Raw genomic sequence first — 25,547 nt, forward strand, 5'->3', positions numbered from 1 at the left:
CACATGCGCCACGCGAGCGCCAGCCTTGTTGGAGGTCACCACCCCCAGCGACTTCAGCTTACGGTGCAGCGCCGAGCGCTCCATGCCGACAAAAGACGCGGTGCGGCTGATATTGCCGCCAAAGCGGTTGATCTGGGTCAGCAGGTATTCCCGTTCGAACGCCTCCCGCGCCTCGCGCAGCGGCAGGGTTGCCAGCGCGCCGGACAGCACCACCCGGCCCTCCTCTTCGGTCTTCTCTTCTTCGCGCGGCAGGTCCTTGGCCTCAATCGGGCCGCTGCCGTCGCCCAGGATCAGCACCCGTTCCACCAGGTTCTTGAGCTGGCGCACATTGCCCGGCCACGGCATCGTCTGCATCAGCGCCACGGCTTCCTCGGTCAGCTCCCGCAGCGGCAGGCCCTGGGCCTCGTTGAACTGGGAGATGAAGTAATTGGCCAGAAGCGGGATATCCTCGCGCCGGTCCGCCAGCGACGGCACCGCAACCGGCACCACGTTCAGGCGGTGATACAGCTCCTGGCGGAAGGTGCCGGCCTCGATCTCCGCATCCAGATCCTTGTTGGTGGAGGATACCACCCGCAGGTCGACGCGGATCTTGTCCGAGCCGCCAACCCGCTGGAACTGCTGATCGACCAGCACCCGCAGGATCTTGGACTGGGTGCCCAGCGGCATGTCCGCCACCTCGTCAAAGAACACAACGCCGCCATGCGCCTGTTCCAGCAGGCCCGGCTCAACCCCGCGTTCGGATGACTCGCGGCCGAACAGCACGTCTTCCATCCGGTCCGGCTCGATACTGGCGCAGTTCACGGTGATGAAGGGCGCCGACGCCCGGTTGGAGTTTGCGTGGATGTAGCGCGCCGCAATCTCCTTGCCGCTGCCTGCCGGACCGGTCAGCATCACCCGGCCGTTGGATTTGGTCACCTTGTCCAGTTGGCCGACCAGGGTGCGGAACGCGGCGGAGGTTCCGATCATGTCCGCCGGGCCGGTCTCCTTGCGTTTGAGGTCGGAGTTCTCCCGGCGCAGGCGCGAGGTTTCCATCGCGCGGCGGATCACCACCATCAGCTGGTCGATGTTAAAGGGCTTCTCGATGAAGTCATAGGCGCCCTGCTTGATCGCGGCGACGGCGATTTCGATATTGCCGTGGCCGGAAATGATCACCACCGGGATGTCCGGCGTGTCCCGCTTGACCGTCTTCAGGATGTCGATGCCGTCCATCTGGCTGTCCTTCAGCCAGATATCCAGGATCATCAGCGCGGGCTTGGCTTCTTCCAGCCGGGCCATGCACTCATCCGAGCTGCCGGCCTTGCGGGTGGCATAGCCCTCGTCCTCCAGAATGTCCGAGATCAGCTCACGGATATCCCGCTCATCATCTACAATCAGAATGTCACTCATGTCAGACCTGCTTTCACTGTGCTCTTGTTAGGCGCCGCCGCTTTTTTGGCTGCGGCGGGCAGGCGGATCACCGCCATTGCGCCGTTATGCGCTTGTCCCTCGAACACCGGGGCGTCTTCCAGCGTCAGCGTGCCCCCGTGCTCTTCGATGATTTTCTTGACGATCGGCAGCCCCAGCCCTGTGCCCGCGTCGCGCGTGGTCACATAGGGCTCAAACAGCCGCGCCCGGTCTTCGGGCAGACCGATGCCATTGTCGGCGATGCGGATTTCGTAGAAGCTGCCCGTCTTTTCCGCAGTCACCTGGATCTCCGGGACCAGACCGTCCGGAGCCCCCTTCTTCTGCAGGCTTTCGATGGCTTCGCCTGCGTTCTTGATCAGATTGGTCAGCGCCTGGCCAATCATCGTTGCATCCAGATCCGACGGCATCTGCACCTTTGGCAGCTCCGCCGTGATCCGGACATCCGGCTGGCCCTGCTGCTGCAGGATCACCGCGTCCCGCACCAGCTTGACCAGATCCTCCTCGCGCCGCTCCGGTTCCGGCATGCGGGCGAATTTCGAGAACTCATCGACGATCCGGCGCAGATCGTTGGTCTGGCGCACGATCACATCGGTCATGGATTGCAGCTGATCGCTGTTCTCCTCACCCAGCTTGGGCGCGAACTTGCGCTTGATCCGTTCCGCGCTCAGCTGAATCGGGGTCAGCGGGTTCTTGATCTCATGCGCGATCCGGCGGGCCACATCGCCCCAGGCCGCCATCCGCTGCGCGCTGACCAGGTCGGTCACATCGTCGAAGGCCACCACATAGCCTTCCAGCCCGCCTTCCTCAGAGCGGCGCGGCGACATCCGGACCAGCAGGTTTTCCAGCCGGCCCTGGCGGGTCACCTTGATTTCCTCCTGAACGACTTCGGCGCCGGTCTCGATCAGCTCGGCAAAAAGCGGCCCGAATTCCGGCACCGCCACCGCCAGCGCCATCAATTGCTGATCCTCCTGCCAGTCCAGCAGCCGTTCGGCAGAGCGGTTCACGAATGTCACCCGCCCGTCGGCATCCAGGCCTACAACCCCGGAGGTCACCGACGACAGGACTGAATCGAACAGGCGGCGGCGGCGTTCGATCTGCCGGGTATTGTCCAGCAGGCGGCTGTGCTGCGCCTTCAGTTCGCGGGTCATCTGGTTGAAATACTGGCCCAGCTGGGAAATCTCGTCACCGCCGTCATCGACCGGCACCTGAACGTCCAGATTGCCGCCGCCCACCCGCTGCGCCGCCACCGTCAGCCGCCCGACGGGGCGCGACAGCCGTTCAGCAAACCACATGCCCAGCCACATCGCCGCCAGGATCAGGATCACCGCAAAGCCGATGTAGAGCAGCGCAAATTCAAACAGCACCCTTCCCCGCTCGCTTTCCAGCTGCTGATAGAGGTGAGCGGTTTCCTGGGTGTCATCCAGCAGGTTCAGCAGTTCGCCGTCCACATCCCGGCTGATGTACAGGAACCGGTCGACAAAGGCGCTCAGCTGCACCAGGGCGCGGAACTCGCTGTTGTCCCAATCCTCGATCAGCAGCATGCCGTCCTGGCGGGCCGCCTCCAGCTGCTGGTTGTCGGGCTTTTCAAAATCAAATTCATAGGAGCGTTCGCCGCGCGCCCGGATCTGCCCGCCGCTGTCAACGATATAGGCCTCGCGCAGGCCGCGCTGGATCTGCAGCTGGCCCTGTGCCAGCACCTGCCGCAGCTCAGCATCGTTGATAAAGAAACTGCGCGCCCGGCTGCTGTCCAGATAGCGTGCCAGGGCCTGGGCGTCTTCGCTCAGGTCGCCTTTCTGCTGCGCCTGATAAGCTTCCGCCGCGGCCAGCGAGCTGCCGATCACCTGGCGCACCCGCTGCGAGAACCAGCCCTCAAGCCCGACATTCACCGTCAGCACTGCGAACACCGCGACAATCACGGTTGGGATCAGCGCCAGAAAGCCAAACGCGCCGATCAGCCGCAAATGCAGGCGGGAGCCTGCCGATTTCGACCGCCGCGCCGCAAACAGGCGCACGATCTGCGCCATCACCAGCGCCGCGATGGTCAGGATATAGACAAGATCCGCCAGCAGAATCAGCCGCAGCGACCGCGAGGACGCCCCCTGCCCCAGCGGGCCGATGATGAGGAATGTCGCCAAGGCTAGCACCGGCCCCAGCAAAACCAGGCCAATGGTGCCGATATTGCGGGCGCGGCGGGTTCGCCGCCATCGGTCAATAGCCGCAAGTGGCCCGTATGCCGCCCTCAGATGTGACTTATACGCCACTTACTGCCCTCATCCTGATGTGCGACTCTTTGCGAGTCACCGCCATATCTCGTGGCCCTGCCTAGGAAATTCACGGCAAAGCCACATTTCTGTGGCGATATTACATCAGTTTGCGGCGGCGTGTCACCTCAATATCCAGATCAGTGATCTTCTTACGCAAGGTATTCCGGTTGATCCCCAGCAGTTCGGCGCATTTTGCCTGGTTTCCGCCAGTCGCCGCCAGCGCAATCTCGATCAAGGGCGTCTCCACCTCGCGCAGCAGCCGCATGTAGAGGCCGGGCGGCGGCAGCATGTCTCCATGCAGGTCGAAATAGCGCTGCAAGTGGCGGCCGACGGATTCGGACAATTTCTCATTGGAGAGGCCGGCCACTGCAGGCTCCGGCCCGGTCTGCGGCCCCAGCACCGCGGCTGCATCGGCCTGGGTGATCTCCTCCCCGCGCGCGGTCAGGGCCAGGCGGCGCACCGCGTTTTCCAGCTGCCGCACATTGCCCGGCCAGGCGAAATGGCGCAGCACTTCGCGCGCGCCCTCGCTCAGCACCCGGTGCGGCGCGCCCTCATTTTCGGCCCGGATCAGGAAATGCTCCGACAGCAGCGGAATGTCCTCCACCCGCTCGCGCAGGGCCGGCACATGCAGCGCGGTGCCGCAGATCCGGTAATACAGGTCCTGGCGCAATTCACCTGCCTCCATCGCGGATGCCAGGTCCTTCTGACTGGAGGCGATGAAGCGCGGCGCGTGGTCGCCGGGGCTGTCCATCATCCGCACCAACCGCGCCTGCGCCTCTTCCGGCAGGTCCGCCAGCTCGTCAATCACCAGCGTGCCGCCCTTTGCCTGCGCCAGCAGCCGCGCCGGGCCCTCCAGCTCAATCAGGCTGGCGGCATCGGCATGCACAATGGGCAGGGTCCGGCGGTCGGAAAAATCGTGAATTGCCTGCGCAATCAGGGACTTGCCGGTGCCGCTTTCACCGGTGATCAGCAGCGGCAGATCGGTATTCATCACCCGTGCAATCAACCGGTACAGCGTCTGCATCACCTCGCTGCGGCCGATCAGCGGCAGTTCCTCCGGCCGTTCCTGCGCCTCGCCTTTCTGGACGCCTGGCGCCACCCGCTTGGCCGCCAGCGCCTTGGCGGTGCGCTTCATCAGTTCCGGCAGGTCAAAGGGCTTGGGCAGATAATCATAGGCATCAGCCTCTTCCGCCTTGATTGCCGTCATGATGGTGTTCTGCGCCGAGATCACGATCACCGGCAGCCCGGGACGGTCGGACTGGATCTTGGGCAGCATCTCCAGCCCGTTCCCGTCCGGCATCATTACGTCCGATATTACAACATCGCCCTTGCCCTCGCCCACCCAGCGCATCAGCGTGGTCAGCGATGAGGTCGCATGCACCTTGCACCCGGCGCGGGTCAGCGCCTGGGTCAGAACGGTGCGGATGGTGCGGTCGTCGTCAGCGACCAGAACGGTGCCGTCCATAGATCAGCTCTCCTGCGGTTTTCCGTCACGCGGCACGCGCGACAGCGACAGCCGGAACACCGTGCGCCCGGGAACCGAGCTTACTGATATCCAGCCATTATGCTCCGAGACGATCTTGCTCACCAAAGCAAGGCCCAGCCCGGTGCCATTCTCCCGGCCCGACACAAACGGGTCGAAAATATCATCCCTGATCTTTTCCGGCAGCCCCGGCCCGTCGTCGATAATCTCGATCTGCAGGGGCAGCAGCTTGCCGGTCCCGTCACTGCGGCGCAGCCGGAATGAATGCTCATAGTAGGTGCGGATATGGATATGCCCGCCTTTGGGATCAGCAGCTTCAGAGGCGTTCTTCAACAAGTTCAGCACCACCTGCAGCAGCTGGTCCGCATCCCCCCAGGCCATCGGCAGCGAGGGGTCGTATTCCTCGGTGATGGTCATATGGGCGCCGAACCCCAGCAAAGCAGACCGCCGCGCCCGGTCCAGCACGTCATGCAGGTTCACCGGCTGAAAGGCCGGTTCCGACAGGTTTCCGAACTGCTCCACCTGCTCCAGCAGCTTCACGATGCGGCGGCTTTCGCTGACGATCAGGTCGGTCAGTTCCAGGTCCTCCGGCCCCAGGTTCATGCTGAGGAGCTGCGCTGCACCGGTGATGCCTGCCAGCGGGTTCTTGATCTCATGCGCCAGCATCTCCGCCATGCCAATGGCCGAGGCGGCGGCGGATTTGGCGGAATGGGTCTGGGTCATCCGCCCGGCCAGCTCCCGCGGGGTGACCATCAGCAGCATCACCCCCTCCTGCCCCTGCAGCGAGGCGATCTGCACCCCGCACTGCAGCGGCGCCCGGCTGCCGGAGCCCACATCGATGTCATTCACGAACAGCGGCGTGCCCTGCACCCGGGCGCGGGCAAATGCGTCCTCAATCGGCGCGTCGATGGCCAGCGTGTCCCAGACCGGCTGGCCCAGCAAAGCCTTGCGGGAGGTGTTCAAGAATCCCTCTCCGGCCGCATTCACATCGGCAATGTTGTCCCAGGCGTCGATCAGAAACGCAGGCACCGGCAGGGAGGCCCAGAGGGCGGCACTGTCCATCATGCGGCGGCCTCCGCACTTTGCGCGCTCAGCGCGTCCGGCAGCAGGGCCAGGACCTCTGCCGGGTCTTTTTGCGTCAGCACCGCCCGGCGCATCGCGGGGCCGGTCCCGGCCTCGTCCATGTACCAGCCCAGATGCTTGCGCGCGACGCGCACGCCCAGGTCCTGCCCATAGAAATCAAGCATTGCCCGGTAATGCTCTGAAACCATTTGGACAAATGCATCCCCTGCCGGGATCTCCGGCGCCGGGGTGCCCCACAGGTGATGGGAGACCTCTGCCAGCAGCCAGGGCTTGCCTTCCGCGCCGCGCCCGATCATCACACCGTCCGCACCCGACAGCTCCAGCGCCTGCCGCGCAGCCGCGGTATCGACGATATCGCCATTCGCCAGCACCGGCACTGTCACCGCGTCCTTGACGGCCCGGATCGCCGCCCAATCGGCCGACCCCTTGTAGAACTGGCAGCGGGTGCGGCCGTGGATCGTCACCATCTGCACCCCGGCCTCCGCCGCGCGGCGCGCCACATCGGGGGCGTTCAGGCAGGTATCGTCCCAGCCCAGCCGCGTCTTCAGCGTCACCGGCACATCCACCGCGCCGACCACCGCCTCGATCAGCCGCAGCGCGTGATCCGGCGTCTTCAGCAGGGCCGATCCGGAATAGCCGTTGGTCACCTTCTTGGCCGGGCAGCCCATGTTGATGTCGATGATCCGCGCGCCCTGTCCCGCGACCTGCTTGGCGGCCTCGGCGATCCAGTATTCCTCACGCCCCGCCAGCTGCACCGCGGTGTTTTCCACATCCGCGCTCAACTCAGCCCGTTCGCGCACGCCGGGCTTGGCCTGCACCATCTCCTGGCTTGCCACCATCTCGCTCACCATAAGCCCGGCGCCGAAGGAGCGGACCAGATCCCGGAACGGACGGTCGGTGATTCCGGCCATCGGCGCCAATGCAATCGGCGGAGACATCGAGGTGGTTCCAAGCGTGAAGGACAACTGCCTAATCCTTGTGCAACTGAAGCGTTTTTATCCGAAGTCCCTGCTATGCAGCAATGAAACCGCCCTCTGCAAGGCACAGTCAGCCGCTGTTTGCCTAATTTTTAGGCACATTCCGCCAGGTGATTGCCTAACCACGCGCCACCTCATAAACAAAGACCGGATTTGCAATGAGGCCTTCATGACCACAGCCGCCCTGATCGTCGCCGCCGGACGCGGCACCCGCGCGGGCGGCGGCACGCCCAAGCAGTGGCGCCCGCTGAATGGCCGCCGGGTGATCGACTGGACGCTGGACGCTTTTGAAAAGGCGGGGGTGGATTTCACCGTTCTGGTTCTCTCCGCGGACGACCCTCACGCTTGGACGGAATTTTCCGGAAAACCCGGTTTGATCCTTGCCGAAGGCGGAGCCGAGCGGGCGGCCTCTGCCCTGAACGGGCTGAAGGCTCTGGATGGCCGCGGCGTGGATAAAGTTCTGATCCATGACGCCGCCCGACCCTGTGTCAGCACGGCTCTGATTCACGGCATTATCAATGCACTGGACCTCGGACCTGCAGCAGCGCCGGCGCTTGCCGTCACCGATGCGCTGTGGACTGGCGCCGACGGCAGCGTGACCGGCACCCAGGACCGCAACGGCCTGTTTGCGGCGCAAACGCCGCAGGGCTTCCGCTATCAGGACATCCTCGCCGCGCACCTCGCCCACCCGGGCGGAGCAGCGGATGACGTGGAGGTCGCCCGCGCCGCAGGGCTTGACGTCCGCATCATTCCGGGCGAGCCCGACAATATCAAAATCACCCGCCCCGAGGATTTTGCCCGGGCGGAGCGCACACTGGGAGCAGACATGGATATCAGGCTTGGCAATGGCTACGACGTGCACCGGTTCGGCCCCGGCGACAGCGTGATCCTCTGCGGCGTCGAAATCCCGCACGAGAAGACTCTGCAGGGCCATTCCGACGCCGATGTGGGCATGCACGCCGTCACCGACGCCATTTATGGTGCCCTGGCGCAGGGCGATATCGGCCAGCACTTCCCGCCCTCTGACCCGCAGTGGAAGGGTGCCGCCAGCGAGATTTTCCTGCGCCACGCCGCCAATCTGGCGCGCGAGATGGGCTTCACCCTGTCGAATGTGGACTGCACCCTGGTCTGCGAATACCCCAAGGTCGGCCCGCATGCGGCCAAAATGCGCAGCGTCATGGCAGAGATTCTGGGCATCGAGGCCAGCCGGGTGTCGATCAAGGCCACAACGTCCGAGCGCCTTGGCTTTACCGGACGCGGCGAGGGCATCGCCGCCATCGCCACCGCAGCGCTGGTGAAACCATGAAGAGATCGCATCTGGCCTTCTTCATCGGCACCGTCGGCGGCATCGGCTACCTGCGCCCGGCTCCCGGCACCTGGGGCTCGCTTGCAGCGCTTCCCATGGCCTATGCGCTGCATCAACTGGGCGGCTTTCTCCTTTTGGCGCTGGCGACCGTGGTCTGCATGGTGGTGGGTGTCTGGGCAGCGGAAGCCATGACCCGCAACCGCGAAAACATGGACCCCTCGGAATTTGTTCTGGACGAGGTCGCAGGCCAGTTCACCGCGCTGTGGGCCGTGTCCTATCCGGCCTGGGCGCATGATATCGAGATCACCGCCCTGTGGCCGGGCTGGATTGCCGCCTTTGTGCTGTTCCGCCTATTCGACGTCTGGAAGCCCGGCCCAGTCGGCTGGGCCGACCGGCAGAAGGGGGCGACCGGCGTGATGATGGATGACGTTATTGCCGGCATCATGGCCGCCATCGGCGTTGTTGCGCTGGCATTCCTGTCCCACGGTGTTCTAGGAATGTGAGAATGGACACCGCAGAGCTCATCCGCCGCGCCACTGCTGCTGGCATTACCATCGCCACGGCTGAAAGCTGCACTGGCGGGATGATTGCCGCAGCGCTGACCGACATCCCCGGCTCCTCCGCCGTGGTGGACCGGGGCTTTGTCACCTACTCCAACGCAGCCAAGATGCAGATGCTGGGGGTCAAGACGGAGACGCTGGATGCGGTGGGCGCGGTCAGCGAGGAGGTCGCCGCCGAAATGGCCGCTGGCGCGCTGGCGAACGCAGGCGTGACGCTGGCGGTCTCCGTCACCGGCATTGCCGGCCCCGGCGGGTCAGAGTTCAAGCCCGAGGGCCGCGTCTGCTTTGGCCTCGCCCGCAGCGGCCAGGAGACCGTCACCGAAACGGTGGAATACGGCGCCATCGGGCGGGACAAGGTCCGCGCCGCCACCCGCGACCATGCGCTGGACTTGCTGGCGCAAGCAGTTTCCCAAATCGAACGCGAAACAGGCAGCTGACCCCCAGCGCCGCCCAATTTTTCGGCATTTGCAAAAAAGCCCCGTTTTTGTGCGCTCCCCGCACCCCTGCCGCTTTTTTCTGCGCGGGCTTTCCGCTTTCTCCTGATCCCAACGGTTTTCGAGGGGAAGGAACAATCGGATGAACGGAGCGGATACCGCATGGATCATTGTGGCCACGGCCCTGGTCCTCTTCATGACACTGCCAGGGCTGGCCCTGTTTTACGGCGGCCTTGTGCGTGCCCGCAATGTGCTCAGCGTCTTCATGCATTGCTACGCCATTGCCTGTTTGATGAGCGTTTTGTGGCTGGCCTTCGGGTACACAATCGCCTTCGGAAACGGCACCAGCGGCCTGTGGGGCGGGCTGGACAAGATGTTCCTGAACGGTGTCACCGCCGACAGCCTGTCGGGCACCCTGCCCGAGGTTCTGTTTTTTGCCTTCCAGATGACCTTTGCAATCATCACGCCCGCACTGATCGTCGGCGCCTATGTGGAGCGGGTCGGCTTTGGCTTCGTCCTGGTGTTTTCCGGCCTCTGGATGCTGCTGTGCTACGCGCCCGTGGTGCACTGGATCTGGGGCGGCGGCTTCCTGGCGGATGGCGGCATCTTTGGCGAGACCGGAGTGAAAGACTTTGCCGGCGGAATCGTGGTGCATGAAACCGCAGGCCTGGCAGCGCTGATCATCGCCTTCTTCCTGGGCCCGCGCAAAAACCGCACCATTCCGCCGCACAACCCCGGTTATGTGATGATCGGGGCCGCGATGCTGTGGGTCGGCTGGTTCGGCTTCAACGGCGGCTCGCAGCTTGCAGCCGACGGCGGCGCGGCGATGGCGCTGACCGTGACCCATCTCTCTGCCGCCACGGCCTCGCTGAGCTGGGCGCTGTGGGAAAAGATCAAATACGGCAAGGCGTCCCTCGTGGGCCTGGTCACCGGCACCATTGCGGGACTCGCCTCGATCACCCCCGCCTCCGGCTTTGTCGGCCCGGTGGAGGCGCTGATCATCGGCGCGGTTGCCGGCGTTCTGTGCCAGGAGATGGTCAACCTGATCCGCAACAGGATGCAAATTGACGACACGCTGGACGTCTTCGCGGTGCATGGCGTGGGCGGAATCTTCGGCACTATCATGATTGCCGTCTTCGGCGCCGGCGCCTGGGCCGCGCAGCTGGGCGCGCTGGTGATCGTCGGTATCTTCACCGTGGTGGTGACCATCCTGCTGGTGAAACTCACCGCCGCGATCACATCCCTGCGCGTGGATCTTGAAAGCGAGACCAACGGCCTCGATCTTTCAGTTCACGGTGAGCGTGCATACGACATGAACAGCTGACTCCGGCAATGACGAATGCCACCACTCACGGCAGGCGGTGCATAATTCGCACCGGACGGGTCCCTTCGGGGACCCGTTTTCGTGTCAGCCCGCCGGCCTTATGACAGGGGTTCCAGCAGCCAGGCCTGCTCCAGCGCGCTGCAACGCTCGCCGATCCGTCCGTCTGCGGCGCGTTCCTCGATCAGCGTTATGGCATGGGTGTCCCGGTAGAGCGCCTGAACAGTTTCGCCCGGCACTGAAAACGGCGGACCCTCCATCAGGGTCTGGTCATAATCAAACCCGATCAGAATCTGTTTTGCCGTGCGCGTAACCTGGTTGAGATGGGTAGTATACGCCGCGCGGTCTTCCGGTTTGACCGCAACCAGGGCCGCCCGGTCATAGACCGCATCCACAGGGCCAAGATGCCCTGCCGCCAGCGCAAAGAAATCCCCGGCGAACAGGGTCAGGCGTCCGGCCTGATAGCGTGAGAGAGAGCCTGTATGCGACACCTCCGGCTTCAGCCCCTGGCGCGCGAACACTTCTTCGACTGCGTCCTGATTGAACTCAATCCCTGTCACGCGCAGCCCCTGCCCGCACAGCCAGTCCAGATCCAGCGCCTTGCCGCAAAGCGGCACAAAGACAGTTTGCCCCGCCGCCAATTCAAGCCGGGAAAAGTGCTTTACCAGCAGGGTATTTGGCGCAGCCTCGTGAAAGCCGATGCGGTTTTCGCGCCAGCGTGCCTGCCAGAAATCCTGATCCATTACGGGCCGTTCCTTCCATTGAGAAAATCCAAAGCCCCGCGGTGATACAACTTGAAGCCGGCTTCAGGTCAACAGATTTGCGGCCAGCCGGCTGTTACCGGTACAGATCCGCCGCGCGGCGCTCGAATGCGCGCACGATGCGCTGCATCGCCTCGTTGAACACCACGCCGATGATGCCCTGCAGAACCGCGTTTTTAAACTCGAAATCAACGAAGAAAGAGACGTCGCAGGTGCCGTCCTCGCGCGGCGCAAAGGACCAGTTCGACTTCATGTAGCGGAACGGGCCGTCGAGGTATTCGGTGTCTATTTTTTTCTCAGCAGGATAAAGGGTTACCCGGCTGCCGAACCGCTCGCGGAAGACCTTGAAGGAGATCACCAGATCCGCTTCCATCACCTCTGCTTCGCCCATCCGGGCACGGCTGCGGATGCGGGCGGCGGCGCACCAGGGCAGGAATTTCGGGTACTGCGCGACGTCGGCCACCAGATCGTACATCTGCTGCGCCGTATAGGGCATCTGGCGGGTTTCCGAGTGTGTGGGCATCTGTCCGCTGATTTTCTGCTACAATTGTGCCGCGTCATGTCCTATGTACGCGCGGGAAATTCAAGGGGGCAGCCATGTCACAGCGTCCATATGTCATTGATGTGATGATCTCGGCCAAGGCAATCGCAGCACGGATCGAGGAGCTTTGCGCAGAGATTCACCATGAATTCGAAGGCACCGACAAACTCGTGGTGGTCGGCCTTTTACGCGGCAGCTTTGTGTTCATTGCCGATCTCGTGCGCGAGCTGGACCTGCCGATCGAGGTCGACTTTCTGGAAGCATCGTCCTATGGCGATGCGATGGAGAGCAGCCGGGAAGTTCGCATTCTCAAGGACTTGCGCGGCGCTATTGAAGGGCGCGACGTGCTGGTAGTGGAAGATATCGTCGACACCGGTCACACGCTGAACCATGTCACCCACCTGCTGCAAAGCCGCAATCCCGCGCGGTTGAAATCCATTGCGTTGCTGGACAAGCCGTCGCGGCGCGAGGTGGATTTCCGCTCCGACTGGGTTGGCTTTGAAATCCCGGATGAATTCGTCGTCGGCTATGGCATCGACTATGCGCAGCGCAACCGGAACCTGCCCCATATCGGCAAAGTGCGGTTCACCGGAGAGGGCTGAACCAGGCCCCAAGCGGCGGGCGGAATCGCCCGCCATCCGTCAAGACCATGCGGCACCCAGCGTGCGCCCCCTGTGCACCACCCGTACACCGCCTGTGCAGCCTGCCGCAGTCTCTGTGCAGAAATGCCACAAAAATCAGGAACCTGCACCGCAGCAGGAACCGGCGCCGGTCCGCCGGTTTCCGCTTGCCGCCGGCGCATTCCGGCGCAGCGGATTTGCCTTTTCTGCCCGTCTTGCCCATTTGGATGGCAATCGCAGAGATCACAGGAGATCCGCACATGCACAAGTTTCTGATGACGGCCGCCGCCGCCGCCACAAGCCTCGCCCTAGCCCCCGCAGCCGCCTATGCCGGGCCGCCGAAATGGGCGCCGGGCCACGACAACAGCGCCGCCCATTACGCTCCGGGCCAAGTCAAGAAACGCCACCACTCCAAGCACAGCCACGATCACGATCGCGACCATGAGCATGACCGCTATGAGGACCGCATCCGCGGTGATGACTGGGTTTATGTGGACGACTACGGCCGCTGGGGGCTGGAGCCGCCGCGCGACGGGCACCGCTATGTGCGGCAGGACAACAAGATTTTCGAGGTGGTCAAAGACACGCTGGCAATTGTCGGTGCGGTGGCCGTCGTTAATGCACTGACCCAGTAAAGGTCAGCCCAGCCGGGTGCACAACATTGCTGAAAAATCCCGGCTCCGGCCGGGATTGCCGCGTCCGGGACATCGAAAACCGGACATCGCAAACCGAATTGTGCAGCTGCGGCTGTGTCTAACTCCGGTCAAAGCATCGCTGCCTTGTCCGTCTTGCCGGACTGACCTCAGCCCCCGGACCAGTGCCGGGGCATGGCGCCCTTCCCGCGGTGGTCTTTACCGCGGTGCCGGGAACCGCAAGGGTCCGCTGGAGCGCGCGGCGCAGCCGGACAAGCTGCGCCAGAGGCTGCAGGGTTATGCCAGGCCCAGCTTCTTGTTGCGCGCCTCGCGCAAACGGGCAAAGTCGTCGCCCGCGTGGTAGGAAGAGCGCGTCAGCGGCGTTGCCGACACCATCAGGAAGCCCTTGCCATAGGCGGCTTTCTCGTAGGTTTTGAATTCTTCAGGCGTCACGAACCGGTCGACCGCGTGGTGCTTGGGCGTCGGCTGCAGGTACTGGCCGATGGTCAGGAAATCGACGTCGGCCGCACGCATGTCGTCCATCACCTGTTTCACCGCCTGCGCATCCTCGCCCAGCCCCACCATGATGCCGGACTTGGTGAAGATCGACGGATCCAGCTCCTTGACCCGCTGCAGCAGGCGCAGGGAGTGGAAGTAGCGCGCGCCCGGGCGGACCTCAGGATAAAGGCCCGGCACGGTTTCCAGGTTGTGGTTGAAGACGTCGGGCTTGGCCTCGGCCACCAGTTCCAGCGCGCTGTCATCGCATTTGATGAAATCGGGCGTCAGGATCTCAATCGTGGTCTTGGGGCTGCGGTGGCGCACGGCGCGGATGGTCTGGGCAAAATGCTCAGCCCCGCCATCCTCCAGATCGTCGCGGTCGACGGAGGTGATCACCACATGGTTCAGGCCCAGCTTCTGCACCGCATGGGCGACCCGGCCCGGCTCAAACGCGTCCAGCGCGTCGGGGCGGCCGGTGGCGATATTGCAGAAGGTGCAGCCGCGGGTGCAGATCTCGCCCATGATCATCATGGTGGCGTGGCCCTGGCTCCAGCATTCGCCGACGTTGGGGCAGCCCGCTTCCTCGCAGACCGTGGTCAGCTGGTTGTCGCGCATGATCTTATGCGTTTCGGCATAACCCTTGCCGCCCGGCGCCTTGACCCGGATCCAGCTTGGCTTCTTGGGCTGAGCGTTGTCGGGACGATGCGCCTTTTCGGGGTGGCGCTGCTCCGGGATCTTTAGGTCTCTCACGTGGGTTTCCCTTCCGGCCTCTGGCTTCCTTGCGGGTGTACCATAGCTGATTTGGCTTGGCACGGGCATATCGTCAACCCCGCCTTGCTGCCTGATCATGGCTTGGCCACCCCATACAGGTGCCGTTTTCCTTTGCCAAAGCGCCGCATCGCCGCACATAGTCTAGCTGTGCAGGGCAACTGCACGGGAAAACGGTACAGGTTATCAGTACGGGAGGGCGTGATGGCCAAAGAGCTGGAGAAGTTCAAGGCGGAGCACAAGAAGCTGGCGGCGGGCACCAAGAAATTCACCACCGCCGAGGGCGACAAGATCAAGAAGCGGATCGGGATTTCGCTGGGCAACGCCTGGGAGGGGGAGGATTATTTCCGCGAAAGCCTGGCCAAGGCGCGCGCCGACGGGGTGACCTCCGGCAAACTGGCGGATTTCCAGAAGAACAAGCATTTCAAGGACGGCATGACCACCTGGAACAAGGCGGTGGACATTCACCAAGGCGAAGTCGACGCGATGGCCGCCTTTTGCGGCGAGGCCAAGGCGCATCTGGCCAAGATGAGCAAGCTGGCGGCAGATATCGAGAAGGATCTGAAAAAGCGGTCCAAGACCTCGGACTCCAAGAAGGACATCGAGGCGCTGCAGGGCGCGCTGGCCAAGGAGATTGCCGGGGTCAAGAAGGCCTCGGAATACGAGGGTAAGCTGAACGCGATGCAGAAGCTGTATGCGGCGAATTTCCAGAAGAACGTCGCCAAGATCATGAAGGAAAAGCCGGACAGCCATGACAAGAAGCTGGACGCGACCGAGCTGCCGCAGCTGCTGGTGGACCGCAACCTGAAGAAATACACCAACCAGGTTGGCGCGCTGGTCAAGGCGATCAACGCCCATTGCGTGGCGGCCATCGACAAGGCGGGAGAGGACCTCAAGGCAGCGGCGCCGGATCTGAAGGCTGCCGCGGCCAAGTACAAGGATCTGAAGAAGATCAACGACCAGTACCAGACCGTGAAGAAGAAGTTCCCCGGCGCCATCGACGATTCCAAGGACAAGAAGAAACTGCTGGCGACGCTGAAGAAATTCAATGACCTCACCGCCGCCGCCGAGCGCAAGCTGCGCGGCACCACGGTGACGATCAAGAAGGCTGCGGCCTAGCGCCGCGCCTGCCGGCTGACAGGGAATAGCGGCGGCAAGGATCTGCCGCGTTCCGCGCCTTGAAAGGCGCATCTGCGCCGCTTGCCGCAGCGCAGAAACAGAACGTATATCCTGGAGTCATGGACGTGTTGATACCGGCTTAGAATCATTTTAAGTCTGCGCGCCGAACGAGCATACACCTTCAGGAGATTCAGAGATGAAAGCTGGCGTTAAGCTGCCCGACGTGACCTTCCGCACCCGTGTCCGTGACGAGTCGATCGAGGGCCCGAACCCGTTCCGCTGGGAAGACAAGACCACCGCTGATTACTTTGCAGGCAAGCGCGTTGTGCTGTTCTCGCTGCCGGGCGCCTTCACCCCGACCTGCTCCACCTACCAGCTGCCGGGCTTTGAAAAAGGCTTTGCCGACTTCCAGGCCGAAGGCATCGACGCGATCTACTGCATGTCCGTGAACGACAGCTTTGTGATGAACGCCTGGGCGCGTGATCAGAAGCTGGAAAACGTGCAGGTGATCCCTGACGGCTCCGGCGAGTTCACCCGCAAGATGGGCATGCTGGTCGCCAAGGACAACCTGGGCTTCGGCGCCCGCTCCTGGCGTTACGCCGCCATCGTCAACGATGGTGTGGTCGAAGCATGGTTCGAAGAGCCGGGCCTGCGCGACAACCACGGCGAAGACCCCTATGGCGTGTCCTCCCCGGAAACCGTGCTGAAGCACCTGAAAGAAGCCAAGGCAGAAGTCACCGCCTGAGGCATTGCCTAATCAGGCAGTTTCACGGGTCCGCCAGGTGCGGGCCCGTTTTCTTTTGCAGGCATCGGGCGGTCAGCCGATCAGTTCAGCTTCGCGGGCGCTGGTTTCGCCATAGTAATCCGCCAGATGCTGCAGGGCGATGCGCAGCACCACCTTGCCGGAGCGGGCCGGCCAGCCCAGGCTGCGTTCGGCGGTTTCCAGCCCCTCCAGATGGCAGCAGCAGCGCAAGGCAATGTCGCTGAGGCCCGCGCCCAGTTTCTGCAGCGCCTCCGTCATCCGCTGCTGCGCGGCGGCGCCGGCCTCGTGGCTGTTGCTGCGCAGGGCCTGGCTGCCCGGCGTGAAATAGAGCGTCTCCTGCATCAGATGGCTGCTGATCTGGGCCAGCTCGAAATCCTCGCGCAGCCGTTTGCCGGCGCTGACCATGGCGTCGGACAGGAACGGCTTGCCGTCCTTGTCCGCCAGCCGGGCCAGCATCTCCAGCGGGGTTTCCGAGGTGCCATAGCGCGGTTTGCGGCCATAGCCGGGCTTGCCTTCGGCATCCGGCGCCAGGAACGGCGCCTGCGCCTCGGCAAATCCACCCTCCAGCCGCGCCCGCGCCCGGTTTTCCTGATCGGCGATAATCCGTTTCAGGGCGTTGCGGCCGGCGGGCGTAATGGCATAGCGGCTGATCCGCCCCCGCCGGGCGCAGGAAATCCAGCCAGTGAGCGCCAGCGCCCCGGCCAGCGGGCGGGACACGGCGACCTTCTGGCCGTCGCTGTCCTGACCTTCGCGCACAACCACCGCCATTTCCATCCCCTCAGCCGCAGCCAGAACCGCGCCGCCGCGGCTGAGCAGGGTCAGAACGCTGGCCGCTTCGCGCTCGAACCCGGCCGTCAGGCCGCGCGGCGCTGGCTTGTCCACAGCCGCGCCTGGCTTGGCGGCGGCCTGATAGCGCCCGGCAAGATAATTCAGAACCTCGTCTATCAGCGGATCATCCCGCAGGGTTTCCACCCGCCGGACCTGGCGCAGAATGGTGGACGGATGGCATCCGGCCTTGCGGGCCAGCTGCCGGATCGGGCGGCCCGCCTCCGTGTGCTGAAGATAACGGCATGTCTCAAGCGGCACCCAGCCAGGCAAGGGCGCGTGCGGTAGGTTTTGCATTTTCAGACCCCCGGTCGTCAGTCGGGCCCGCCCGCCGGCCGCGCGCAACGCGCCCGAAGGCTCCTCCACGGTCACCCGACTGGTTTTGAAAAGAAATTCAGATCAGGCGCTATTGTTTCCAGAAAATGAATAATCATCAAAAAACGGACCGTTCGCCGGTAGCGCCCTTTCCGCAACACCACGATAGGTTGTGTTATAGCAGGTCCGGCACAGAGAATGGAAAAGGAGAGGACAATGCAGGATGTAGTCACCCGGGTCTCGCTGCTTCGCCGTCCGCGGATTCTGTCCAGGGCGGCCCGTCTGGGCGCCGCAAACTATTGCCGCCAGCGCGATTTGCGGCGGATCCTGGGCTATGGCGGCTTGCCCAAGCCGGCCGCCGCGGTGATGCGGCTGCTGGAGATGGAAAGCGCCCTGAATACAGCGCGCAAGGCGGGTGAAGCGGGCTATTCAATGATCCGCCATGTGGATGTGCTGATCGCGCTGGCCGGCGAAGCGGCCTGTTTGCGGGCGCCGGGCCGTCCGGGGGAAGCAAAAACGGCGGCCCTTGCGGACCGCCGTTCCACAGCGGCAGAGAGCGCAGCCCCCTGCCCCTGAATGATTTCAGGCGCGCTTACATGAAGGCGTCGGGCATCGAGGCCTTTTTCTCGGCAACGTATTCCTCCAGCGCCTGCTTGATGGCGGGGTCCATTGCCGGCTGCTCGTAGGTGGCCAGCAGCTTCTCGACCCGGCTGGTGGCCAGCGCATAGGTGTCGCGGCTGCCTTCCTCTTCCCACTGCTCGAACGGCTTGTAGTCCAGCAGTTCGGTCTTCCAGAAGGCAGATTTGAAGTTGGCCTGAGTGTGCGCGCAGCCCAGGTAGTGGCCGCCGGGGCCGACTTCGCGAATGGCATCCATCGCCTGGCCGTTTTCGTCGACTGCAATGCCCTTGGCCAGGCCGTGCAGCGTGCCCAGCTGGTCGGCGTCCATCACGAACTTTTCGAAGTCCGCAACCAGGCCGCCTTCGAGCCAGCCGCAGGAGTGCAGCATGAAGTTCACACCGGACAAGAGGCCCATGTTGAGCGAGTTGGCGGTTTCATAGGCTGCCTGCGCATCCGGCAGCTTGGAGCCGCAGAAGGAGCCGGCCGAGCGGAACGGCACGCCGAGGCGGCGGGCCAGCTGGCCTGCGCCATAGGTGACCAGCGACGCTTCGGGGGTGCCGAAGGTCGGCGCGCCGGAGTTCATGTCGATCGAGGACACGAAGGCGCCGAAGATCGCGGGCGCACCGGCCCGGCACAGCTGGCTGTAGGCGATGCCGGCCAGAACCTCGGCCAGAACCTGTGTCAGGGTGCCCGCCACCGACACCGGCGCCATGGCGCCGCCGACGATGAAGGGCGAGATGATGCAGGCCTGCATGTTCTTGGCGTAGACTTCCAGCGAGCCCATCATCACGTCGTCGAAGGTCATCGGCGAGTTGATGTTGGTCAGCGAGGTCATCACGGTGTTGTTCTGCACGAACTCCTTGCCGAACAGAATGCCGGCCATTTCGACGGAGTCCTGGGCGCGGCTGGGTTCGGTGACAGAGCCCATGAACGGCTTGTCGCTGAGGGTCATGTGGGCCATCAGCATGTCCAGGTGGCGCTTGTTCACCGGGATGTCGGTGGGCTCGCACACGGTGCCGCCGGAGTGGTGCAGCCACTTGGACATATAGGCCAGCTTCACGAACTTGTTGAAGTCGTCCATGGTCGCATAGCGGCGGCCGCCATTGGCGTCGCGCACGAACGGCGGGCCGTAAACCGGCGCCAGCACCATGTTGCGGCCGCCGATAACCACCGATTTTTCGGGGTTGCGGGCATGCTGGGTGAATTCCGACGGCGCGGTTTCACACAGCTTGCGGGCCAGGCCGCGGGGGATGCGCACACGCTCGCCCTGAACATCCGCACCCGCCTCGCGCCAGCGCTCCAGCGCCGCCGGGTTGTCAACGAAGTTGACACCGACCTCTTCGAGGATGGTTTCCGCGTTGTACTCGATGATCTCCAGCGCTTCGTCGTTCAGAACTTCGAAGTTCGGGATATTGCGCTCGATGTACTTGGCGGTCTCGATCTTGACGCTGGTGCGTTCGGCGCGGCGGGCGGCGCCGCCGCCACCCCGGGCACGCCGGCGCGGTGCTGCTTCTGTCATGGTTTATCCTCACCACAGGCATTTCATTGCGAAGGGTATTATAGCCACCGCGCCGCCCCGCGCCGCAGGATTACGGCCATTCAAGTTGAAAAGCGACATTGGCGGGGCATTTTCCACCGAAGCGGCGGCCCTTGGCACAGCTTGCGCCGGCAATGGGCCGCACAGCCGTGAAAAAACGGGCCGCGCGCGGGCCAAGCGCCAAACCCTCTTGCGGAAAATGCGTTCCTGCCCTATGGCGCGTGCATGACAGAGACATCCCATGACCGCCTTCTCATCATCGACTTTGGCAGCCAGGTCACGCAGCTGATTGCGCGCCGCCTGCGCGAGCTGAACGTCTATTGCGAAATCCACCCCTATCAGAATGTCACCATGGACTTCGTGCGCGAACTGGCGCCGAAGGCAGTGATCTTCTCGGGCGGGCCGGACAGCGTCACCCGCGAGGGGTCGCCGCGTGTGCCGCAGGAGATTTTCGACTATGGCGTGCCGATCCTGGGCATCTGCTACGGCCAGCAGGTGATGATGCACCAGCTGGGCGGCCAAGTGGTCAGCGGCCACGGCACCGCCGAATTCGGCCGCGCCTATGTGACCCCGAGCCAGGAGCGCATCCCGCTGCTGAACGGCTGGTTCCTGGAAGAGCGCGAGCAGGTCTGGATGAGCCACGGCGACCATGTCTCCAAAATCGCTCCGGGCTTTGAGGTCTACGGCACCTCGCCCAACGCGCCCTTTGCGATCACCGCCGATCTGGAGCGCAACTTCTTTGCGGTGCAGTTCCACCCCGAGGTGCACCACACCCCGAACGGCAAGACGCTGTATGAAAACTTCGTCAAGATCGCAGGCTTTACCGGCGACTGGACCATGGGCGCCTATAAGGACGAGGCGATCCGCCTGATCCGCGAGCAGGTCGGCGACAAGAAGGTGATCTGCGGCCTGTCGGGCGGCGTCGACTCCTCGGTTGCGGCGGTGCTGATCCACGAGGCGATCGGCGACCAGCTGACCTGCGTCTTTGTGGACCACGGCCTTCTGCGCAAGAACGAGGCGGAAGAAGTCGTCAAGATGTTCCGCGACAACTACAACATTCAGCTGATCCACGCGGACGAAAGCGAACTGTTCCTGGGCGAGCTGGAAGGCCAGTCGGACCCCGAGACCAAGCGCAAGATCATCGGCAAGCTGTTCATCGACGTGTTCCAGAAACACGCCGACACCATCGACGGCGCCGAGTTCCTGGCGCAGGGCACGCTGTATCCGGATGTGATCGAGTCGGTTTCCTTCTCGGGCGGCCCCTCTGTCACCATCAAGTCGCACCACAACGTGGGCGGCCTGCCGGAGAAGATGGGCCTGAAACTGGTCGAGCCGCTGCGCGAGCTGTTCAAGGACGAGGTGCGCGCATTGGGCCACGAGCTGGGCCTGCCCGCGAGCTTCATCGGCCGCCACCCCTTCCCGGGGCCGGGCCTGGCGATCCGCTGCCCCGGCGAGATCACCCGCGAGAAGCTGGACATCCTGCGCGAGGCCGATGCGGTCTATATCGACCAGATCCGCAAGCACGGTCTTTACGACGAGATCTGGCAGGCATTTGTGGCGATCCTGCCGGTGCGCACCGTCGGCGTGATGGGCGACGGCCGCACCTACGACTATGCCTGCGCCCTTCGCGCGGTGACCTCGGTGGACGGCATGACCGCGGATTATTACCCGTTCAGCCATGAGTTCCTGGGCGAAACCGCCACCCGGATCATCAACGAGGTGAAGGGCATCAACCGCTGCACCTATGACATCACCTCCAAGCCTCCGGGCACCATCGAGTGGGAATGATCAGGACACAGGAACCCCGGCCCGGCGGCCGGGGTTTTTATTTATGTGCAGCCCAGCGGAAAAATAGAATAAAATTTCAAAGCAGTTTTTCTCCGCATTAACCAATCCGTCAGGTGTTTATTGGATAGTTTCCCCAAGGTCCGCTGGTTTGGAGAACCCAATGATCATTTGCCACCCGCTGAAACTGATCTTCATCAAGACCAAGAAGGTCGGCGGCACATCCTTTGAAATCGCCCTGTCCAGTTTCTGCGACGAAACAAGTGTCATAACGCCGATTTCCCCGAACGATGAAAAGACCCGTGCTGAATTGGGCTATCGCGGCGCCCAGAACCATCAGCAGCAGGTCTGGCCGGACGGCACTGAGACCGCTGAAACTTTCTATAACCACATCCCAGCGGCCCAGGCTAAAGCCATCATCCCGCAAGAGATCTGGGACAGTTACACCAAGGTTACGATCTGGCGGGATCCTTATGATGCCATCATTTCCCGCTACTACTGGGAAAAGGCGGACGCTGCCGGCATTCCGTTTGGAAAGTTCGTGCGCGGTTTCACAAGCATGCTGACCGAGAACAGCCAAATCGCCCCGCTGGACGGGCCGGATGCGCTGGACGTCTACCTGCGCTACGAGCATCTGGAGGAAGATATCTCCGCGCTCGGCATTGACGGTCTGTGGGAGCGGTTCTCCGGCCTTCGCGCAAAAGGCGCCATCCGCCCGCGCAGCGGCGCCGATCCGGAGACACTGTATACCCTGCACCCCGCGGCGGCAGATATCGTGGCAGAGCAGTGCGCAGCTGAAATCCGCAAATTCGGCTACAAACGCCCTGGCACAGCGCCGGCAATGGCCAAGCCGGAAACGGCCGGCAGGACCGACTTTATCTTCACCCTCTCCGCCGGGCGCACCGGCACTGCCTGGCTGGCGCAGTTCCTGGGTGACAACCTGCGCATACGATCGGTCCACGAACCGATCGGTGTCGAGGATTTCGGCACGGCAATGCCGGAAATCAGCCACATGCGCAGGTTCAACACCCTGGGCATGGACGGCGTAACGCGAAAGTTCTGGCGCAACAAGCTGGCCTCGCTGCAGGCGCCTTATGCCGAAGCCAACCACACGCTGGGCAAATGCGGGCTGATCGAGGCGCTGGCGGACAGCAGCATCGGCAGCCGCACTACTGTCATCATCCTGCGCCGGGACCTGGCCAAGCAATGTGCCAGCTATGTCGGACGCAACGATTTCCAGAACATCACCATCCCATGGCAGTGGTATCTGGACATGGGCTATACCAATGTGATCGTAAACGCCTCTGCCTTGCGGAAGCTGGGGCAGATCGGCTGGGCGATCTGGTACGCGCTGGAGATGGAAGCGCGCTATGCCTACTATCAGATCAAATACGGCGATCAGATCAACTTTGTCGAAGCAAAGCTGGAAGAAGCCACAAAACCGGAAGGTGCCGCCAGGCTGCTGGCGGCCCTAGGCCACCACGGCGTGCCGGTTCTGCCGGAGAAGAAGAACGCCACCGTCAATCAGTCTGAGGTGACGGAGGCACTGACCGCCGAAATCCGGACCTTGCTGGGGCGGCTGAACTTTGACCCGGTGGCTCAGGCAACCGCCTATATCAACGCGGGCCGCACTCTGGACGGCGCTGCCCGGCGCAGCGCGGCGGCCTGACCTCCGGGGTGTCGCCAGCCCCGGCCCTGCGGATCCTGATACCCGGCCCGGCTGCGCGCCTGCTGCAGCCGGGCCATTCTTGTGCTTGACCCCCGGCCCCGATCCTTGTCTGGTCCCGCCAGCAGCAACGGGAGAGGTGCCGCAATGGCAGAGGGTGAAGCGCGCGCGGGACTGGCAGCCCTGTGGATGGTGGGCGCCATCGTGTCCTTTTCCGCCATGGCCATCGCGGGCCGCGAGGCCGGGCTGACGCTGGACACGTTCGAGATCATGACCTACCGCAGCATGGTGGGCCTGCTGATCGTGGCAGCGGTGCTGACGGCCACCGGGCGCTGGCATCAGGTGCGTCAGGACCGGCTGGGCGTGCATCTGTTGCGCAACATGTTTCACTTCACCGGTCAGAACCTGTGGTTCCTGGCGGTGACGCTGGTGCCGTTGGCGCAGGTCTTTGCGCTGGAGTTCACCTCGCCCCTGTGGGTCATCATCCTGTCGCCGCTGCTGCTGGGCGAGACCCTGACCCGGCGGCGGATGCTGGCGGTTGGCCTGGGCTTTGCCGGCATCCTGATCGTGGCCCGCCCCAGTCCGGACACCTTGAACCTGGGTCTGGGGGCGGCGGCCAGCTGCGCGATCTTCTTTGCGCTCACCGCGATCCTGACCAAAAGGCTGACCCGGCACGAGCAGACCGCGTCGATCCTTTTATGGCTGACGGCGATGCAGCTGGGCATGGGGCTGCTGGCAGCGGGCTGGGACGGCGATATGGCGCTGCCGGATGCTTCTACCCTGCCCTGGCTGGTGCTGATCGGAATCGCCGGCCTCACCGCGCATTTCTGCCTGACCACCGCGCTGTCGCTGGCCCCCGCCAGCGTTGTGGTGCCGGTCGATTTCGCCCGCCTGCCCGCCATCGCGATCCTGGGCATGGTGATCTACGGTGAGGCGCTGGATGCCTGGGTGCTGAGCGGCGCAGCCATCATCTGCATCGCCAATTACCTCAACATCGTTGCCGGACGTCCCGTCAGGTCCGCCCGGAACTGAACGTTTCACGCTAGTTGCCGCTTGGTTACCGTTGATCTGCGGATTTCTGCCCTATTACCTTCGCGTAAAGCGGCCCGCTCAGGCCGCTGCTAAGGGAGGAACAATGAAACGCTATCTTGCAACAACCGCCGCTCTGGCGCTGGTGTCCGGCTCTGCCATGGCCAGCGGCCTTGACCGCACCGGCCAGCCGATCGGCATTATCTTCGAAGAAGGCAACTACGCCGAATTCTCATTTGCGACCACTTCGGTGGACCTGTCGGGCAACGACAGGACGACCTTGAACCCGCTTGGCTCTGCCACCGGGGATGTCGGCGAACGCTTCAACATGTTCGGTGCAGGCTACAAGCGCGACCTCAACGAACAGCTGTCTTTCGCCCTGATCTTCGATCAGCCCTGGGGTGTGGACGTCAACTACCCGACAACCGGCTCTTTGCTTCTGGGCGGCACCACCGCACAGGCGGACTCCAACGCGATCACCGCCCTTTTGCGTTACAAGTTCAACGAGCGCTTCAGCGTCCACGGCGGCATCCGCTATCAGGAGATTGACGGCGAAATCAATCTGCAGGGCGGTGCTTACACCTCTATCGGCGGCGTCTACAACGTGAAGGTGAACAAGGAAGGCGCTTTTGGCTGGGTGGCCGGCGTTGCCTATGAGATCCCCGAGATCGCTCTGCGCGCAGCCCTGACCTACAGCTCTGAAATCGAGCATGATTTCAACCTGAACGAAACCTTCGCAAGCGGGGCCACCGCCAGCACCTCGACCCAGACCAAGACGCCGCAGTCGGTGAACCTGGACTTTCAAACCGGCATCGCCAAGGACACTCTGCTGTTCGGCGGAATCCGCTGGGCTGAACACAGCGTGACAGATCTGGTGGTCCCGGGCCTCAGCACCCTTGCCGGCCGCTCCGTCGACCTGATCGACCTGGACGATTCCTTTACCTACACGCTGGGGATCGGCCGCAGCTTCAACGAAAACTGGTCCGGGTCGCTGGCGCTGATCTATGCGGATGTGGACGGCGACGACCTGGTGTCGCCGCTGGCGCCGACCCACGGCTATGAGGCGATCCGCCTGGGCGTGCGCTATAAGCAGGACAACATGACCATTTCCGCGGGCATCCGCTATACCCAGCTGGGCGACGCGGTTGCCTCTCCGGGCGGCAACCCTGTCACCAACTTCCAGGACAACGACGCTGTCAGCTTCGGCCTGAAGGTCGGCTACAACTTCTGATCCTTTC

At 63.5% G+C, this 25,547-nt stretch carries 23 protein-coding genes; 13 read left to right on the forward strand and 10 right to left on the reverse strand.

Annotated features, from left to right (window positions below):
* From ntrX to dusB, 5 genes are all read right to left on the reverse strand, one after another.
* Nucleotides 1–1,386: nitrogen assimilation response regulator NtrX (gene ntrX / locus ACTRWG_RS10055; RefSeq protein WP_462829275.1), on the reverse strand; the 1,386-nt coding region annotated here is incomplete at its 3' end.
* Nucleotides 1,383–3,665, reverse strand: a complete 2,283-nt coding sequence (locus tag ACTRWG_RS10060) for a sensor histidine kinase NtrY-like (protein ID WP_462829276.1) — start codon at nt 3,663–3,665, stop codon at nt 1,383–1,385. The genes ntrX and ACTRWG_RS10060, both read right to left, overlap by 4 nt.
* A gap of 100 nt (nt 3,666–3,765) precedes the next feature.
* The gene (locus ACTRWG_RS10065; protein ID WP_462829277.1) at nt 3,766–5,133 is read right to left on the reverse strand and encodes a response regulator; all 1,368 of its coding nucleotides are present in this window, start codon (nt 5,131–5,133) and stop codon (nt 3,766–3,768) included.
* Between the two features lie 3 nt (nt 5,134–5,136).
* Entirely contained in the window at nt 5,137–6,216 is a 1,080-nt protein-coding gene (locus ACTRWG_RS10070; protein WP_027237503.1) for a two-component system sensor histidine kinase NtrB, read from the reverse strand.
* On the reverse strand, nt 6,213–7,199 hold the full coding sequence (gene dusB, locus ACTRWG_RS10075) for a tRNA dihydrouridine synthase DusB (protein ID WP_260004152.1): 987 nt from the start codon (nt 7,197–7,199) through the stop codon (nt 6,213–6,215). Before dusB ends, ACTRWG_RS10070 begins: the two co-directional genes overlap by 4 nt.
* A gap of 181 nt (nt 7,200–7,380) precedes the next feature.
* On the opposite strand from dusB, the gene ACTRWG_RS10080 reads away from it, so the two are divergent.
* From ACTRWG_RS10080 to ACTRWG_RS10095, 4 genes are all read left to right on the forward strand, one after another.
* Nucleotides 7,381–8,517 (forward strand): bifunctional 2-C-methyl-D-erythritol 4-phosphate cytidylyltransferase/2-C-methyl-D-erythritol 2,4-cyclodiphosphate synthase, encoded by a 1,137-nt coding sequence (locus ACTRWG_RS10080; protein WP_462829278.1) that lies wholly within the window; start codon nt 7,381–7,383, stop codon nt 8,515–8,517.
* Nucleotides 8,514–9,020, forward strand: coding sequence for a phosphatidylglycerophosphatase A family protein (locus tag ACTRWG_RS10085; protein WP_259959314.1), 507 nt, complete (start codon nt 8,514–8,516; stop codon nt 9,018–9,020). The genes ACTRWG_RS10080 and ACTRWG_RS10085 overlap by 4 nt, the downstream gene beginning before the upstream one ends.
* A gap of 2 nt (nt 9,021–9,022) precedes the next feature.
* Complete coding sequence (locus tag ACTRWG_RS10090; protein WP_435659477.1) at nt 9,023–9,514, forward strand: CinA family protein; 492 nt, start codon at nt 9,023–9,025, stop codon at nt 9,512–9,514.
* Nucleotides 9,515–9,653: 139 nt separating this feature from the next.
* Nucleotides 9,654–10,835: an ammonium transporter gene (locus ACTRWG_RS10095; protein WP_462829279.1), complete on the forward strand. Its 1,182-nt coding sequence runs from the start codon at nt 9,654–9,656 to the stop codon at nt 10,833–10,835.
* Between the two features lie 98 nt (nt 10,836–10,933).
* On the opposite strand, the gene tmpT is transcribed toward ACTRWG_RS10095, so the two are convergent.
* On the reverse strand, nt 10,934–11,575 hold the full coding sequence (gene tmpT, locus ACTRWG_RS10100) for a thiopurine S-methyltransferase (RefSeq protein ID WP_462829280.1): 642 nt from the start codon (nt 11,573–11,575) through the stop codon (nt 10,934–10,936).
* Between the two features lie 94 nt (nt 11,576–11,669).
* The gene (locus ACTRWG_RS10105) at nt 11,670–12,116 is read right to left on the reverse strand and encodes a type II toxin-antitoxin system RatA family toxin (protein WP_027237496.1); all 447 of its coding nucleotides are present in this window, start codon (nt 12,114–12,116) and stop codon (nt 11,670–11,672) included.
* A 74-nt stretch (nt 12,117–12,190) separates the two neighbouring features.
* On the opposite strand from ACTRWG_RS10105, the gene hpt reads away from it, so the two are divergent.
* Together hpt and ACTRWG_RS10115 are read left to right on the forward strand one after the other, a co-directional pair.
* Complete coding sequence (gene hpt, locus ACTRWG_RS10110) at nt 12,191–12,736, forward strand: hypoxanthine phosphoribosyltransferase (RefSeq protein WP_027237495.1); 546 nt, start codon at nt 12,191–12,193, stop codon at nt 12,734–12,736.
* A gap of 278 nt (nt 12,737–13,014) precedes the next feature.
* Complete coding sequence (locus tag ACTRWG_RS10115) at nt 13,015–13,389, forward strand: hypothetical protein (RefSeq protein WP_462829281.1); 375 nt, start codon at nt 13,015–13,017, stop codon at nt 13,387–13,389.
* Between the two features lie 294 nt (nt 13,390–13,683).
* Here ACTRWG_RS10115 and lipA read toward each other — a convergent pair whose 3' ends face one another.
* Entirely contained in the window at nt 13,684–14,634 is a 951-nt protein-coding gene (gene lipA, locus ACTRWG_RS10120) for a lipoyl synthase (protein WP_027237493.1), read from the reverse strand.
* Between the two features lie 222 nt (nt 14,635–14,856).
* Here lipA and ACTRWG_RS10125 point away from each other — a divergent pair, with 222 nt between their 5' ends.
* Together ACTRWG_RS10125 and ACTRWG_RS10130 are read left to right on the forward strand one after the other, a co-directional pair.
* Entirely contained in the window at nt 14,857–15,771 is a 915-nt protein-coding gene (locus ACTRWG_RS10125) for a hypothetical protein (protein WP_036797532.1), read from the forward strand.
* 196 nt (nt 15,772–15,967) lie between these two features.
* Nucleotides 15,968–16,516 carry a peroxiredoxin gene (locus ACTRWG_RS10130; protein WP_027237491.1) on the forward strand — a complete coding sequence of 183 codons (549 nt, stop codon included), beginning with the start codon at nt 15,968–15,970 and terminating at the stop codon, nt 16,514–16,516.
* 72 nt (nt 16,517–16,588) lie between these two features.
* On the opposite strand, the gene ACTRWG_RS10135 is transcribed toward ACTRWG_RS10130, so the two are convergent.
* Nucleotides 16,589–17,656, reverse strand: coding sequence for a DUF6456 domain-containing protein (locus ACTRWG_RS10135; RefSeq protein WP_027237490.1), 1,068 nt, complete (start codon nt 17,654–17,656; stop codon nt 16,589–16,591).
* 234 nt (nt 17,657–17,890) lie between these two features.
* Between ACTRWG_RS10135 and ACTRWG_RS10140 the strand changes: the two genes are divergently transcribed.
* Nucleotides 17,891–18,250, forward strand: coding sequence for a DUF6477 family protein (locus tag ACTRWG_RS10140; protein ID WP_027237489.1), 360 nt, complete (start codon nt 17,891–17,893; stop codon nt 18,248–18,250).
* Nucleotides 18,251–18,266: 16 nt separating this feature from the next.
* On the opposite strand, the gene ACTRWG_RS10145 is transcribed toward ACTRWG_RS10140, so the two are convergent.
* Nucleotides 18,267–19,811, reverse strand: coding sequence for a trimethylamine methyltransferase family protein (locus tag ACTRWG_RS10145; protein WP_027237488.1), 1,545 nt, complete (start codon nt 19,809–19,811; stop codon nt 18,267–18,269).
* 243 nt (nt 19,812–20,054) lie between these two features.
* On the opposite strand from ACTRWG_RS10145, the gene guaA reads away from it, so the two are divergent.
* From guaA to ACTRWG_RS10165, 4 genes are all read left to right on the forward strand, one after another.
* Nucleotides 20,055–21,617 carry a glutamine-hydrolyzing GMP synthase gene (gene guaA / locus ACTRWG_RS10150; protein ID WP_027237487.1) on the forward strand — a complete coding sequence of 521 codons (1,563 nt, stop codon included), beginning with the start codon at nt 20,055–20,057 and terminating at the stop codon, nt 21,615–21,617.
* 160 nt (nt 21,618–21,777) lie between these two features.
* Nucleotides 21,778–23,283, forward strand: a complete 1,506-nt coding sequence (locus ACTRWG_RS10155; protein WP_027237486.1) for a hypothetical protein — start codon at nt 21,778–21,780, stop codon at nt 23,281–23,283.
* Nucleotides 23,284–23,427: 144 nt separating this feature from the next.
* Nucleotides 23,428–24,312 (forward strand): DMT family transporter, encoded by an 885-nt coding sequence (locus ACTRWG_RS10160; RefSeq protein ID WP_027237485.1) that lies wholly within the window; start codon nt 23,428–23,430, stop codon nt 24,310–24,312.
* A gap of 103 nt (nt 24,313–24,415) precedes the next feature.
* A complete protein-coding gene (locus tag ACTRWG_RS10165; RefSeq protein WP_027237484.1) occupies nt 24,416–25,540 on the forward strand; it encodes an OmpP1/FadL family transporter in 1,125 nt (374 codons plus the stop codon).
* The last annotated feature ends 7 nt before the right edge of the window (nt 25,541–25,547 follow it).

It is taken from the genome of Leisingera sp. G5_S3_59_S7 (assembly GCF_054968485.1).